Origin of the sequence: Hylemonella gracilis str. Niagara R, from assembly GCF_000600295.1 — a bacterium.
Taxonomy (GTDB): domain Bacteria; phylum Pseudomonadota; class Gammaproteobacteria; order Burkholderiales; family Burkholderiaceae_C; genus Hylemonella; species Hylemonella gracilis_A.
The window spans coordinates 1028442-1041749 of sequence record NZ_JEMG01000001.1; the positions used below are offsets into that span (position 1 = coordinate 1028442).

At 64.2% G+C, this 13308-nt stretch carries 16 protein-coding genes; 2 read left to right on the forward strand and 14 right to left on the reverse strand.

The genetic code is table 11. The annotated features are described in order from the left end of the window. The first annotated feature begins 14 nt into the window (after positions 1-14). Together AZ34_RS04685 and AZ34_RS04690 are read left to right on the forward strand one after the other, a co-directional pair. The gene (locus AZ34_RS04685) at positions 15-545 is read left to right on the forward strand and encodes a GNAT family N-acetyltransferase (RefSeq protein WP_035605349.1); all 531 of its coding nucleotides are present in this window, start codon (positions 15-17) and stop codon (positions 543-545) included. A gap of 14 nt (positions 546-559) precedes the next feature. Then, on the forward strand, positions 560-961 hold the full coding sequence (locus AZ34_RS04690; protein WP_155831722.1) for a hypothetical protein: 402 nt from the start codon (positions 560-562) through the stop codon (positions 959-961). 27 nt (positions 962-988) lie between these two features. On the opposite strand, the gene ureG is transcribed toward AZ34_RS04690, so the two are convergent. The 14 genes from ureG to urtB form a co-directional block, all read right to left on the reverse strand. Next, positions 989-1651 (reverse strand): urease accessory protein UreG, encoded by a 663-nt coding sequence (ureG, locus tag AZ34_RS04695; protein ID WP_035605356.1) that lies wholly within the window; start codon positions 1649-1651, stop codon positions 989-991. A 48-nt stretch (positions 1652-1699) separates the two neighbouring features. Then, positions 1700-2470, reverse strand: coding sequence for an urease accessory protein UreF (locus AZ34_RS04700; RefSeq protein ID WP_419670226.1), 771 nt, complete (start codon positions 2468-2470; stop codon positions 1700-1702). Beyond that, positions 2427-3026 (reverse strand): urease accessory protein UreE, encoded by a 600-nt coding sequence (gene ureE, locus AZ34_RS04705; RefSeq protein WP_035605362.1) that lies wholly within the window; start codon positions 3024-3026, stop codon positions 2427-2429. Before ureE ends, AZ34_RS04700 begins: the two co-directional genes overlap by 44 nt. Positions 3027-3120: 94 nt before the next feature. Beyond that, positions 3121-4863, reverse strand: a complete 1743-nt coding sequence (gene ureC, locus AZ34_RS04710) for an urease subunit alpha (RefSeq protein WP_035605365.1) — start codon at positions 4861-4863, stop codon at positions 3121-3123. 26 nt (positions 4864-4889) lie between these two features. After that, entirely contained in the window at positions 4890-5195 is a 306-nt protein-coding gene (locus tag AZ34_RS04715; RefSeq protein WP_035605369.1) for an urease subunit beta, read from the reverse strand. A gap of 4 nt (positions 5196-5199) precedes the next feature. Continuing rightward, the gene (locus AZ34_RS04720; protein ID WP_035605371.1) at positions 5200-5775 is read right to left on the reverse strand and encodes a HupE/UreJ family protein; all 576 of its coding nucleotides are present in this window, start codon (positions 5773-5775) and stop codon (positions 5200-5202) included. Positions 5776-5848: 73 nt separating this feature from the next. Beyond that, the gene (ureA, locus tag AZ34_RS04725; protein WP_035605374.1) at positions 5849-6151 is read right to left on the reverse strand and encodes an urease subunit gamma; all 303 of its coding nucleotides are present in this window, start codon (positions 6149-6151) and stop codon (positions 5849-5851) included. Positions 6152-6536: 385 nt separating this feature from the next. Continuing rightward, positions 6537-7574 carry an aliphatic amidase gene (locus AZ34_RS04730; protein WP_035605376.1) on the reverse strand — a complete coding sequence of 346 codons (1038 nt, stop codon included), beginning with the start codon at positions 7572-7574 and terminating at the stop codon, positions 6537-6539. Between the two features lie 206 nt (positions 7575-7780). Continuing rightward, entirely contained in the window at positions 7781-8134 is a 354-nt protein-coding gene (locus AZ34_RS04735; protein ID WP_035605379.1) for a zinc ribbon domain-containing protein, read from the reverse strand. A gap of 16 nt (positions 8135-8150) precedes the next feature. Beyond that, positions 8151-9383: a formamidase gene (gene fmdA, locus AZ34_RS04740; protein WP_035605382.1), complete on the reverse strand. Its 1233-nt coding sequence runs from the start codon at positions 9381-9383 to the stop codon at positions 8151-8153. 72 nt (positions 9384-9455) lie between these two features. Beyond that, on the reverse strand, positions 9456-10145 hold the full coding sequence (urtE, locus tag AZ34_RS04745; RefSeq protein WP_035605384.1) for an urea ABC transporter ATP-binding subunit UrtE: 690 nt from the start codon (positions 10143-10145) through the stop codon (positions 9456-9458). A gap of 171 nt (positions 10146-10316) precedes the next feature. Beyond that, entirely contained in the window at positions 10317-11060 is a 744-nt protein-coding gene (gene urtD, locus AZ34_RS04750; protein ID WP_035605387.1) for an urea ABC transporter ATP-binding protein UrtD, read from the reverse strand. Positions 11061-11085: 25 nt separating this feature from the next. Further along, positions 11086-12291, reverse strand: coding sequence for an urea ABC transporter permease subunit UrtC (gene urtC, locus AZ34_RS04755; protein ID WP_035605390.1), 1206 nt, complete (start codon positions 12289-12291; stop codon positions 11086-11088). A gap of 28 nt (positions 12292-12319) precedes the next feature. Then, complete coding sequence (urtB, locus tag AZ34_RS04760) at positions 12320-13234, reverse strand: urea ABC transporter permease subunit UrtB (RefSeq protein ID WP_035605394.1); 915 nt, start codon at positions 13232-13234, stop codon at positions 12320-12322. Positions 13235-13308: the final 74 nt, after the last annotated feature.

The window sequence follows — 13308 nt, forward strand, 5'->3', positions numbered from 1 at the left end:
AATCGCAGAACACCATGCAACTCATCGATTGCACCCTCGAAGCCCACGGCGAGGCCATCCTCACCATCCTCAACGACGCCATCGTCAACACCACGGCGCTGTACGACTACAAACCGCGCACCATGGATAGCATGAGCACCTGGTTCCAGGCCAAGCACGCGGGGGGCTTTCCGGTCATCGGTTTTGTCGATGGCGATGACGGTACAGGCGAGTTGCTGGGTTTCGCCAGTTACGGCACCTTCCGCAACTTCCCGGCCTTCAAGTACACGGTGGAACATTCCGTCTACGTGCACCACGCCCACCGCGGCAAGGGCCTGGGGCGCAAGCTGCTGCAGGCCGTCATTGAACGCGCGCGTGCCCAGCAGGTGCATGTGATGGTCGGCGCCATCGACGCCACCAACAGCGGCAGCATCGCGCTGCATGAGCAACTGGGCTTCAAGCCCTGCGGCATCGTGCAGCAGGCCGGTTTCAAGTTCGGACGCTGGCTGGATTTGGCCTTGTACCAGTTGATGTTGGAGACGCCCGAGCAGCCGGTGGATGGATGAGTCTGGGATTGTTCATGAAGTCACAGCCCGAAGATGATTGGTTTGACAGGGTGATGCTGTTCTTCTCAAACCACGCAGGTGCTATTGCAGAAGAATGGTTCAAACTGATTCAATGGCTTTTAGTGCTATCAACTTTCGCATTTCTTTGGGAGGCGACTGATAACTCTGCATACTTGATTATTCTCGTCGCGTCATTTTTTGTACTTTGGCTGTATTTGATGTTTGGCTATAACAGTCGTTGGCATCGCTTGTTCTATTCCAAGTACTATCGCGAAGATAAAAATCGGGATGGAGATTTAAGGAGCCTATTTGTTCAGATCTCAGGAGTAATAGCAATTTCTGTGTTCGCTGCGGCCATCATGGCGACTGCTTTTCTTTTGGGAACTGAGGCTTCGAAATTGTTGTTTAGCAAATGAGTGGGTTGCAGATGACATCACATAGTCTCAAGCCTTCAACAACCCCCGCTTCTCAATAAATCCCACCACCTGATCCAACCCTGCCAGCGTCTTGAGGTTGGTCATCACAAACGGTTTCGTCCTGCGCATGCGCTCGGTGTCTGACTTCATGATGTCCAGGTTGGCACCGACATGCGGCGCGAGGTCGGTCTTGTTGATCACGAAGAGGTCGCTCTTGGTGATGCCGGGGCCGCCTTTGCGCGGGATCTTCTCTCCGGCCGCGACGTCGATGACGTAGATGGTCAGGTCGCTCAGTTCTGGGCTGAAGGTGGCGGCCAGGTTGTCGCCGCCAGACTCCACAAACACGATGTCGGCGTTCGGGTAGTCCTTGAGCATGCGGTCGATGGCCTCGAGGTTGATGGAGCAGTCCTCACGGATGGCCGTGTGCGGGCAGCCGCCGGTTTCCACGCCCATGATGCGCTCGGGCGGCAGCGCGCCGCTGATGGTGAGCAGGCGCTGGTCTTCCTTGGTGTAGATGTCGTTGGTGATGGCCACGAGGTCGTACTGTTCACGCATGGCCTTGCAGAGCATTTCAAGCAGGGTGGTCTTGCCGGAGCCGACCGGGCCGCCGATGCCCACGCGCAGCGGGGGCAGGGTTTTGGAACGGCCGGGGATGTGGTGCAGTTTCTGAAGGTCGGCGGGTGCGTTCATGGCGTTTCCTCGTGGGAGTGCGGGCGCGTGGGCGTGCGTCCGCGGGATTCAGGAGCGGAACAGTCGTGAATACTGTGTTTCGTGCCGGCTGCTCAGGATGGCCAGCATGGGGCTGTAGGCTTGACGTTCTTCATCGGGCAGATGCAGTGCGTATTCGACGGCGGCAGGAATTTCTGCTGCCAGACGTGCCAGGATGCGCTGGCCCGAGGTCTGTCCCAGGGGCACGGCCTTGAGCGCGGCCTGCATCATGTTCTCGGCCCAGCCGAAGGCGTAGGCCAGCAGTACGTTGCGCTCTCCCACATTGCCGTCGTCTCGGACATCGGCCTGTCCCGCCGCGGCGCAGAGAGCGCAAAGTGCATACATCACAGGGTAGGCGGGCTCCAGGGTGGCGGCAAAGTCCAGGATGGCCGCGTCGGCGCCGGGCAGGTGGCGCAACCACTCGCGCAGCGAACGGCCCATCTGCTCGGTCTGCAGGCGCAGCTCGGCACTTTCGCGGGTTTGCAGCAGCCAGGCATTGAGGGCGCGGATGCGTGCGTTGTCGCCACGTCGCCAGGCGCGCAAGGCCTGGGCGATCACGGCCAGGTCCGAGCGCGCGAGCGTGAGATGCAACTGCTCCACCAGCCAATGGGTGGCCTGGGTTTCGTTGCCGACCAGCCCGGCGTCGATGGCGGCTTCCAGTCCTTCCGAGTAGGAAAACCCGCCCACGGGCAGGGCGGGCGAGGCCAGCCAGAGCAGATGCAGCAGGCTGGCGGGCGACAGCGCGGGTGCTGCCGTCTCAGTGCTTGTGATGGTGATGCGCATGTCCATGGGGGTGTCCATGGTCGTGGTCATGATCATGGTGTTCATGCTCAGCGTGATCGTGCCCGTGCGAGTGGCTGTGATCATGGCTGTGCCCGTGCGCATGGCCGTGGCCGCCATGCCCTTGTGCATAAGCGCCGCCTTCGGGCTCGAAGGCATCGTGCTGTTCGGTCACGATCAGGTGCATGGCGCGCAGCATGTCGGCCAGCACGTGGTCGGGTTCGATCTTCAGGTGGTCGGGCCGCAGTTCGATGGGCACATGGCGGTTGCCCAGGTGGTAGGCCGCGCGGGTCAGGTCGAAGGGCGAGCCATGTTCGGCGCAGGCGGTGATGCGCAACACGGGCTGAGGCGCGGCCACGACACGGATCAAGGAACCGTCCTCGGCCACCAGCACGTCCCCGCCGCGCACCAGGGTGCCACGCGGCAGGAAGACGCCGAGTTCACGGCCTTGGCTGTCGTTGGCCGCGAAACGGCTTTTCTGGCGCACATCCCAGTCCAGCTCGACGGTGGGCGCGCGTTGCACGAGGACCTTGGCCAGGCCCTGGCCTTGGGAGAGCAGTTTGGAGACGGTGAGCATGCCGGGGAGTTTAGTCCTCGCCCAGGTTGGCCCTGCGGCGTGCCTGGACGAGGTCGTGGCGGAGGAAGATCCGGTGCGTGCGCTTCGACCGGTTTCAGAACAGGAAATAACGCTGCGTCATGGGCAGGCTCTTCGCCGGTTCGCAGGTCAGCAGCACGCCGTCGGCGCGCACCTGGTAGGTCTGGGCGTCGATTTCCATCTTGGGCACATAGCTGTTGTGCACCATGTGGCGCTTGGTCACGCCTCGGATGTTCTTGACGGCCGAGAGCCGCTTGGACAGGCCGTAGCGCGCGCCGATGTCGGCCGCCAGGCCGGCTTGGGAGACGAAGGTCAAAGAAGTCCGGGCAATAGCGCCGCCGAAGGCGCCGAACATGGGCCGGTAGTGCACAGGCTGCGGTGTGGGGATGCTGGCATTGGGGTCGCCCATGGCCGCGAAGGCGATGAAACCGCCCTTGAGGATCAGCGCGGGCTTGACGCCGAAGAAGGCCGGTTTCCAGATCACCAGGTCAGCCCACTTGCCGGGGGCGATGCTGCCCACTTCGTGGCTGATGCCGTGCGCGATGGCGGGGTTGATGGTGTATTTGGCGATGTAGCGTTTGACGCGGGTGTTGTCGTTGCGTGCGCCGTCGCCTTCCAGGGCACCGCGCTGCAACTTCATCTTGTGCGCTGTCTGCCAGGTGCGCAGGATGACCTCGCCCACGCGGCCCATGGCCTGGCTGTCGCTGCTCATCATGCTGATGGCACCCAGGTCATGCAGGATGTCTTCGGCCGCGATGGTTTCCTTGCGGATGCGGCTTTCGGCGAAGGCCAGGTCCTCGGCGATGGCCGGGTCCAGGTGGTGGCAGACCATGAGCATGTCCACATGCTCGTCCAGCGTGTTCACCGTGTAGGGCATGGTGGGGTTGGTCGAGCTGGGCAGGAAGTTGGCCTCGCCCACCACCTTCAGAATGTCGGGTGCGTGGCCGCCGCCCGCGCCTTCGGTGTGGAAGGCGCAGATGCCGCGGCCCTTGACGGCAGCGATGGTGTTCTCCACGAAACCCGATTCGTTCAGCGTGTCGGAGTGAATGGCCACCTGCGTGTCGGTGGCCTCGGCCACGTCCAGGCAGTTGCTGATGGCCGAGGGTGTGGTGCCCCAGTCCTCGTGCAGCTTGAGGCCGATCACGCCGGCGTTGATCTGTTCGTGCAGGGCGGCGGGCAGGCTGGCGTTGCCCTTGCCCAGGAAGCCCAGGTTCATCGGGAAGGCGTCGGCCGCCTGCAGCATGCGCTCGATGTTCCAGGCACCGGGCGTGCAGGTGGTGGCGAAGGTGCCGGTGGCCGGCCCCGTGCCGCCGCCCAGCATGGTGGTCACGCCCGAGCACAGCGCTTCTTCGATCTGCTGCGGGCTGATGAAGTGGATGTGGCTGTCGATGCCGCCGGCGGTGACGATGTTGCCTTCGCAACTGATGATTTCGGTGCCGGGGCCGATGACGATGTCCACGCCGGGTTGCGTGTCGGGGTTGCCGGCCTTGCCGATGGCCGCGATGCGCCCGTCCTTGAGGCCGATGTCGGCCTTGACGATGCCCCAGTGGTCGATGATCAGCGCATTGGTCAGCACCGTGTCCACCGCGCCGCCGGATTCGGGGCCGCTGCCTTGGCCGTCACGCGTGCGCTGGCTCTGCGCCATGCCGTCGCGGATGGTCTTGCCGCCGCCGAATTTCACTTCCTCGCCATAGCCGCCCGCGCGCAGGGTGTAGTCCTGCTCCACTTCGACAATCAGCTCGGTGTCGGCCAGGCGCACACGGTCACCCTGGGTGGGGCCGTACATCTCGGCATAGGCGCGTTTGGTGATGAAGGACATGGCGTGATTCCGTTGAGCGTGGGGCTTCAGAGTTTTCCTTGCACGAGGCCACGGAAGCCGTGGACCCGGCGATCGCCGCTGTAGTCCACCAGTTCCACCGTGCGTTGCTGGCCGGGCTCGAAGCGCACGGCCGTGCCGCTGGCGATGTTGAGCCGCATGCCGCGCGCGGCGGCGCGGTCGAAGTCCAGCGCGCCGTTGGTCTCGGCGAAGTGGTAATGCGAGCCGACCTGGATCGGTCGCTCGGCGGTGTTCTTCACCACCACGGTCAGCGTGCGCCGCTCGGGGTTGAGCGGGTGCGCGCCGTCGTCGATCAGCAGTTCGCCGGGGATCATGGTCTCACCCCGCGACGAGCAGGGCGCCCGTGAACAGTCCGAAGGCCGCGATGGCCAGGCCGATGGCGCGCGCCAGCATCACGTGGCGTTGCTGTAGCCAGCGGCCCAGCAGCAGGCCCACGCCGTGCAGCAGGGCCGTGCCCAGCACCATGCCGGCCAGGGCGGGTGCACCGGTCAATTCATTGCCGTGCGCCGCGCCGTGAAAGAGCGCGAACACCGCGACCAGGGCGGCGGCCGCCGCCGCGCCCAGCCGGGCGCGCAGCGCCAGCAGCAGGCCCACGGCCAACAAGGAAGTGGCGATCATCGGTTCAACCGCCGGGAAGTGCAGACCGGCCTGCGCCAGCAGGGCTCCGGCCAACAGCGTGAGGGCGAACGCCAGCGGTGCCGCCCACACGCGGCGCACGGCCAGCGCGCTCCAGACGCCGACCGCCAGCATGGCGGCCAGATGGTCCAGGCCGAAGAAGGGGTGGCCGAAGCCCGCCATGAAACCATGGTGCTCGCCGCCGTCCCCACCCACATGGGCGGACGCGGCCAAGCTGGCGCCGAGCAGCAGGAGAGGGGAGAGACGGTGCAGTTTCATGCGGGTTCCTTGTGTGTCGTGTGCGTGTGAAGCAGGGGCGCGGCGAGCCTGTGCAGCGGACCGCGCAAGATGTTCAGGGAATGGGTTGGTGGACCGTCACGAGCTTGGTGCCATCCGGAAACGTGGCCTCGACCTGGATGTCGGGAATCATCTCGGGCACGCCGTCCATGACCTCGGCGCGCGTGAGCAGGTTGCGGCCTTCGCTCATCAGTTGCGCCACGGTCTTGCCGTCACGCGCGCCTTCCATGACGGCGGCGCTGAGGTAGGCCACGGCCTCCGGGTAGTTGAGCTTAAGGCCACGTGCCTTGCGCCGCTCGGCCAGCAGGCCGGCAGTGAAGATCAGCAGCTTGTCTTTTTCACGGGGGGTGAGTTCCATGGTTCTATGTCTTCCCTTTTTGAACAGCCGTGTATGCAATAGGCATGCCGCCAGTGCCCCCGCAGTCGCGCGGTGCAGGCAGGACGGAATGCACCAGAATAGAGCTATCGCAAATTATGTGATCTAAAGTGGTGCCCAATGAGCCGCCAATTGGCCTTGTCACGGTGCGGAACGCGCAAGAAGGTGATGGCAGCGCACTCCAAAGATGCGCCGGGTACGGGGGCTTGCGCCTGGGTCGGCGATCAGGCCGCAGACCAGCCGATGCCGTTGTGCGGCTGCGTGCAAGGCCCGGCGCGTGTCTTTGACCAGGTCGCACAGGGTCTGCGCGTCGGTGTCACTGGACGTGCCATCCCTGCGCACGAGCACGGCACGCTGTTTCTCGGCGTCAACGGGGGACGGCTGGTACGTTCGGGATGCCCTCGATCGGGCATTCGGGCGTGCCCACGGTGCTGCGTGTGAAGGACTCCACCTGTTTGCGTGTCCCTTCCGGATCGGTGATCCACTGCGCGTAGAAGCTGTAGGGGCAGGTGGCCACGCCGCTGTCGCCTTCACCCGAATTGATCTTGCCCGTGTAGCCGCGGTGCAGCAACTTGAAGAGGTGGTTCTCGCTCTGCCCGTTCTTGCGGAAGTCACGGATCAGGCTCTTGCTGAGCGCCGCGTACTGGATGCCCATTTCTTCCTCGCCGCATTCACCCAGCGTGCGGCCGTCGAAGCCGATCAGGGCGCTGTGGCCGAAGTAGCTGTACACGCCGTCGAAGCCGGCCGCGTTGGCCACCGCCACGTAGGTGTTGTTGGCGAAGGCCATGGCCTTGCTGATCAGAATCTGCTGCTCCTTGGCCGGGTACATGTACCCCTGGCAGCGCACGATGAGTTCGGCGCCCTTCATCGCGCAGTCGCGCCAGATCTCGGGATAGTTGCCGTCGTCGCAGATGATGAGGCTGACCTTGAGTCCCTTGGGGCCATCGCTGACGTAGGTGCGGTCACCCGGGTACCAACCTTCGATGGGTGTCCAGGGCATGATCTTGTGGTACTTCTGCACGATCTTGCCCTGGTCGTTCATCAGGATGAGCGTGTTGTAGGGGGCCTTGTTCGGGTGCGCTTCGTGGCGTTCACCGGTGAGCGAGAACACGCCCCACACCTTGGCCTTGCGACAGGCTTCGGCGAAGATGGCCGTTTCGTCGCCGGGTACGGTGGCGGCGGTGTCGTACATCTCCTGGGTGTCGTACATGATGCCGTGCGTGCTGTACTCGGGGAAGATCACCAGGTCCATGCCGGGCAGGCCCTGTTTCATGCCCATCACCATGTCCGCGATTTTGCGGGCGTTGGCCAGCACCTCGGCCTTGGTGTGCAGACGCGGCATCTTGTAGTTGACCACCGCGACGCCGACGGTGTCGTGGCTGCTGGAGATATCGCCGTGGATCATTGCATTGCTCCTTCGGAGTGATGGTGTTATCTGACATGGTCACTTAGGGTGAAGTGCAAGAAAGCGGTTTTCTTCCACCCCCTATCCCCCCGCCCCTTTCCACCCTCGCCAGGGCGGAAAGGGGAGCCTCATTTAGGCTCGTCGTTGCTGACAGGCTGCTACGGCATTACGACCCTGGAGGCTGTGGCTCATGGTGACTTCGGTGATCAGTGGCTGATCATCCAGGGGCGTTTGCCTGAGAAGGCTTTCGAGCCGTCAGGGGCACGCACTGTCGAACTGCGCTTGGAAGAAGAACCCGAGCAGCAGCCACAGCCGGCCGGATGCCGCATGCGTCCGTAGTCCCCATCGCGCGAGGAGCGCGGTGCGTGCGCGGCCCGTTCATTGGTCTCGTGCGCGGTCCGTGTCTCGCTGCTCAGGCAGGCCAGGCGCGGCGCGGCCACGAAGACACGCGGCGCGGCCGCGCCGCAGTCCGGGCAGGCACAGGGCTCGTCGCGCCGCGACAGGTTGCGCAGCGCTTCGAAGCCGCCGCAGTCCGGGCAGGCGTAGTCGTAGGTGGGCATGCGGGGCTCCTGGCGCTTACTTCACGTCGGGCGAGATCGGCATCTGGATGCTGCCGTCGATGAACTTCACCGGGCCGGCTGCCGTGGGGTTGATGTCGAAATCGAAGATCTCGGTCGGCAGCCAGAGCGTGGCGCAGGCGTTGGGCACGTCCACCACACCGCTCACATGGCCCTGCACCGGCGCCGTGCCCAGGATGGAATAGGCCTGCGCGCCGCTGTAGCCGAACTTCTTGAGGTACTCGATGGCGTTCAGGCAGGCCTGGCGGTAGGCGATGGTCACGTCCAGGTAATGCTGCTTGCCGGCCTCGTCCACCGAGATGCCTTCGAAGATCAGGTAGTCCTTGTAGTTGGGTGTAATGGGGCTGGGCTTGAAGATCGGGTTCTTGATGCCGTACTTGGCCACGCCGCCCTTGATCAGGTTGACGCGCATGTGCACCCAGCCCGCCATCTCGATGGCGCCACAGAAGGTGATTTCGCCGTCGCCCTGGCTGAAGTGCAGGTCACCCACCGAGAGGCCGGCGCCGTCCACGTAGACCGGGAAGTAGATCTTGGAGCCGCGCGACAAGTCCTTGATGTCGCAGTTGCCACCATGCTCGCGCGGCGGCACGGTGCGCGCGCCCTCGGCGGCGACCTTCTTGGCGGCGTCGCCCTTGAGCTGACCCAGGTGCGCGGTGCCGGCGAAGGGCGGGTTGGCCAGGCCGGGCACGCGCGTCGGGTTGGTGTCGATCAGGGCTTGCTCGCGCTGGTTCCATTCGTCCAGCATCTTCTTGTCGGGCAGGCAGCCGATCAGGCCGGGGTGGATCAGGCCCGCATACTCCACGCCGGGCACATGGCGGCTCTTGGTGAACATGCCGTTGATGTCCCAGATAGATTTCTGCGCCAGCGGAAAGTGGTCGGTCAGGAAACCGCCGCCGTTCTTCTTGCTGAAGAAGCCGTTGAAGCCCCAGAGGCTGTCGGGCTTGGCGCCGATGTCCAGCAGGTCCACGACCAGCAGGTCGCCGGGCTGCGCGCCCTTGACGCCGACCGGGCCCGACAGGTAATGCACCGTGGAGAGGTCGATGTCGCGCACGTCGTCGGCGCTGTCGTTGTTCTTGATGTAGCCGCCGGTCCAATCGTAGGTTTCCAGCACGAAGTCCTCGCCCGGGTTGACCCAGACTGCGATCGGGATGTCCGGGTGCCAGCGGTTGTGCACCAGCGGGTTGCTCGGCGCGGGTTGCTTGAGATCGACCTTGATCAGGGTGTCAGCCATGGTGTTGCTCCTTGTGGGCGGTTGAATCGGAAGTTGGAAGTTGGGGGTCTGATCGATGGGGAGATCGATGACTCAGACGGAGAGGTAGGACTTGATGCGCTGCACATCGGTTTGCGCGCGTGCGGTCTCGTGCACCAGGTGGCCGCCTTCGATGACGAAGAGGCGGTCGGCCACGTCCATCGCGAAGGACAGCACCTGCTCGGACACGACGATGGTGATCTCGCGCAGCTTGCGGATCTCGTTGAGCGCCTTGGCGATGTCCTTGATGATGGACGGCTGGATGCCCTCGGTGGGTTCGTCCAGTAGCAGCACTTTGGGGTCGGTCACGAGCGCGCGCGCGATCGCGAGCTGCTGCTGCTGACCCCCCGAGAGGTTGCCGCCCTTGCGCCGTCGCATGTCCCAGAGCACGGGAAAGAGCGCGTAGATGTCATCCGGAATGCGACGCACCTTGGCGTTCTCCAGCCCGGTCTGGATGTTCTCCTCCACCGTCAGCGTGGGGAAGATCATCCGGCCCTGGGGCACGTAGGCGATGCCCTTTGCGACGCGGCGGTAGCTCTCGTCCTTCGAGACGTCCTGGCCATCGACGTCGATCTGGCCGGACTTGAGCGGCAGTACGCCCATCAGGCTCTTGAACAGCGTGGTCTTTCCCATGCCGTTGCGGCCCATGATGGCGACCGTCTCGTTCTTGCGGCCCTCGAAGGAGATGCCGTGCAGCGCCTCGCTCTGGCCGTAGGCCGTGTACATGTCGGTGACTTTGAGCATCTCTTACTCCTTGGTGATCAGTTGTCCGCAGTGCCGAGCACCACACTTTGGGTATGCCACGGGTTCAATCGGGGAACGCCGCGGAACGGGCTGGGCCCGGCCGCTGGCGTTGCCCCCTGCAAGGGGTTGGCGCAGCGACACGAAGTGCGCGTAGCCTGGGGGTGTGTCATATCAATGGCCCAGATAGACGTCGATGACCTTGGGGTCGGCCTGCACCGTTTCCATGGAACCCTCGGCGAGGATCTTTCCCTGGTGCATGACCGTGACTTTGTGTGCGATCTGCTTGACGAACTCCATGTCGTGCTCGATCACGATCACCGAGCGGTTCTTGCAGATGCGCTGCAGCAGCGCGGCCGTCAGCTCACGCTCACGCGCGCTCATGCCGGCGATGGGCTCGTCCAGCATCAGCAGCTCGGGTTCCTGCATCAGCAGCATGCCGATCTCCAGCCACTGCTTCTGGCCGTGCGAGAGCAGGCCGGCTTCCTTGTCCAACACCTCGGCCAGGCCGATCTCCTCGGCCACGACCTGCACGCGGGCCTTCACCTCGTCGGTGCACTTGAAGGCCAGCGCGCCGAAGACCGAGCGGCCCGTGGGGTAGGACACCTCCAGGTTCTGGAACACGCTGAGGTTTTCGTAGATCGAGGGTGTCTGGAACTTGCGGCCAATGCCCCGGCGCACTCGGATGTGCTCGTCCAGCGTGGTGAGCTCCTCGTTCTTGAATTTGATACTGCCGCCGCTGGCCTTGGTCTTGCCGCAGATCAGGTCCAGCAGCGTGGTCTTGCCCGCGCCATTGGGGCCGATGATCACGCGCAGCTCGTTCTTGTCGATGTAGAGGGTGAGGTTGTCGATGGCCTTGAATCCGTCGAAGGAGACCGTGAGGTCTTCCACGGCCAAGGCGAAGTCGGTGTTGCTCATGGTGGGGCTCCTGGGGATGGGGGTCTCAGGCGCGTTGGCCGCTCAATGAGGTCGTGGCGCTGGGTCCGCCGCGGTTCGCGGTTGGCGTGGACGCGCTCTCTGCGGGGGTGCTGGCGTCGCGGCGCACGGCCGCGCGGATGGCCTGGCGCTCGGCCTGCTTGCGTCGCCACCAGGGCACGACCTTCTGCGCCCACAGACCGGCCAGGCCCTCAGGGAACGCCATGGTCACGCCGATGAACAACGCGGCCATCAGGAAGAGCCACAGGTCGGGGAAGGTCTCGGAGAAGTAGGTCTTGCCGAAGTTGACCAGCAGCGTGCCGTAGACCGCGCCGATCAGACTCATGCGGCCGCCCACCGCAGCGTAGATCACCATCTCGATCGAGGGAACGATGCCCACGAAGGAGGGCGACATGAACCCCACCTGCAGCGTGAACAGCGCGCCACCGATGCCCGACAGCGCCGCCGCCAGGCAGAAGACGAAGACCTTGAACATGGCCACGTCGTAGCCCGAGAAGCGCACCCGGTCTTCCTTGTCGCGCATGGCCAGCAGCAAGGTGCCCAGCTTGCTTTTCTGGATCCATAGGCCGAGCAGGATGGTGCCCAGCAGCAGCAGGGCGCAGAGGTAGTAGAGGATGTACTTGGCGCTGTCGGTGCGGATGTCCCAGCCCAATAGGGTCTTGAGGTCGGTCATTCCGTTGATGCCGCCGGTGTAGCCCTGCTGGCCGACGATCAGCACGGTGAGGATCAGCGCCACCGCCTGGGTGATGATGGCGAAGTAGACGCCGCCGACGCGGCGCTTGAACATGGCGTAACCGATGACAAAGGCCAGCAGGGTGGGGACCAGCACCACCGCGACCAGCGCGAAGGGCAGGTGCTTGAAGGGCTCCCACCACAAGGGTAGCGCCGTGAGTTGGTTCCAGTCCATGAAGTCGGGGATGCCCGGCGTGGACTGGATTTTCGTGCTCACCGGGTCGCTGGCTTCGAGCTTGAGGAACATGGCCATGGCGTAACCGCCCAGGCCGAAGAACACGCCCTGGCCTAGACTGAGCACGCCGCCGTAACCCCAGAGCATGACCAGGCCGAGCGCCACGAAGCCATAACTGAGGTACTTGCCCACGAGGTTGAGGCGGAAGATGTCGAAGGTCAGGGGGAAGAGGACCAGCAGCACCAGGGCCAGGATGCATACCTTGCCCAAGCCTTTGCTGGCGATCCACGCGGTGAATGGGTTCATGAGGGGACTCCGGAAATGAAAGGCGGGATCAACGACGGACCTTGCTAGCGAACAGGCCTTGCGGGCGGATCATCAGGATCACGACGATCAGCGAGAGCGTGAGCACCTTGGCCATGGAGCCGGTGATGAAGAACTCGCTGATGGACTGCGTCTGCGCGATGCCGAAGGCCGAGGCCACGGTGCCCAGCAGGCTGGCCGCGCCGCCGAAGGTCACGACCAGGAAGGAGTCGACGATGTAGAGCGAGCCGCTGGTCGGGCCCGTGGAACCGATGGTGGTGAAGGCCGCACCCGCCACGCCTGCGATGCCGCAGCCAATGGCGAAGGTGAGGCGATCGGTCCGGCTGGTGTTGATGCCGATGGCATTGGCCATGGTGCGGTTGCTGACCGTGGCGCGCACCCGCAGGCCCCAGCGGCTCTTGTAAAGCGCAATCAGCACGCCGCCAGTGACCAGGGCAGTGAGCGCCAGAACGAACAGGCCGTTGATGGGGATGTCCAGGCCTTCATGCGGCGCCCAGGAACCCATCAGCCACTCGGGCAGCGTGGGGCTGACTTCCTTCGGGCCGATGGCGGTGCGGAAGACCTGCTGAACTGCCAGGCTCAGGCCCCAGGTGGCCAGCAGCGTATCCAGAGGGCGTTTGTAGAGAAAGCGAATCAGCCCCCACTCCACCAGCCAGCCCGCGACGAAGGCCAGCAGGAAGGCAACGATGATGGACAGGGGAAAGTAGAAGGGCAGGAAGTCCGGCGCGAACTTCTCCGTCAGCGTGGACAGGAGGAAGACGGTGTAGGCGCCGATGGTCATGAACTCGCCATGCGCCATGTTGATCACGCCCATCTGGCCGAAGATGATGGCCAGGCCCAGGCCCATCAGCAGCAGCACCGAGAACAGACTCAGTCCCGCGAAGCCCTGCATGAGGGTGATGTTGAGTATGTCTGCGAATTCCATGTGTCACCAGCCTGTCTGAGCGTGTGCCCGCACCCCGGGGGGCTTCTGGGCGTAATGCGGAAAAACGAGGTGGC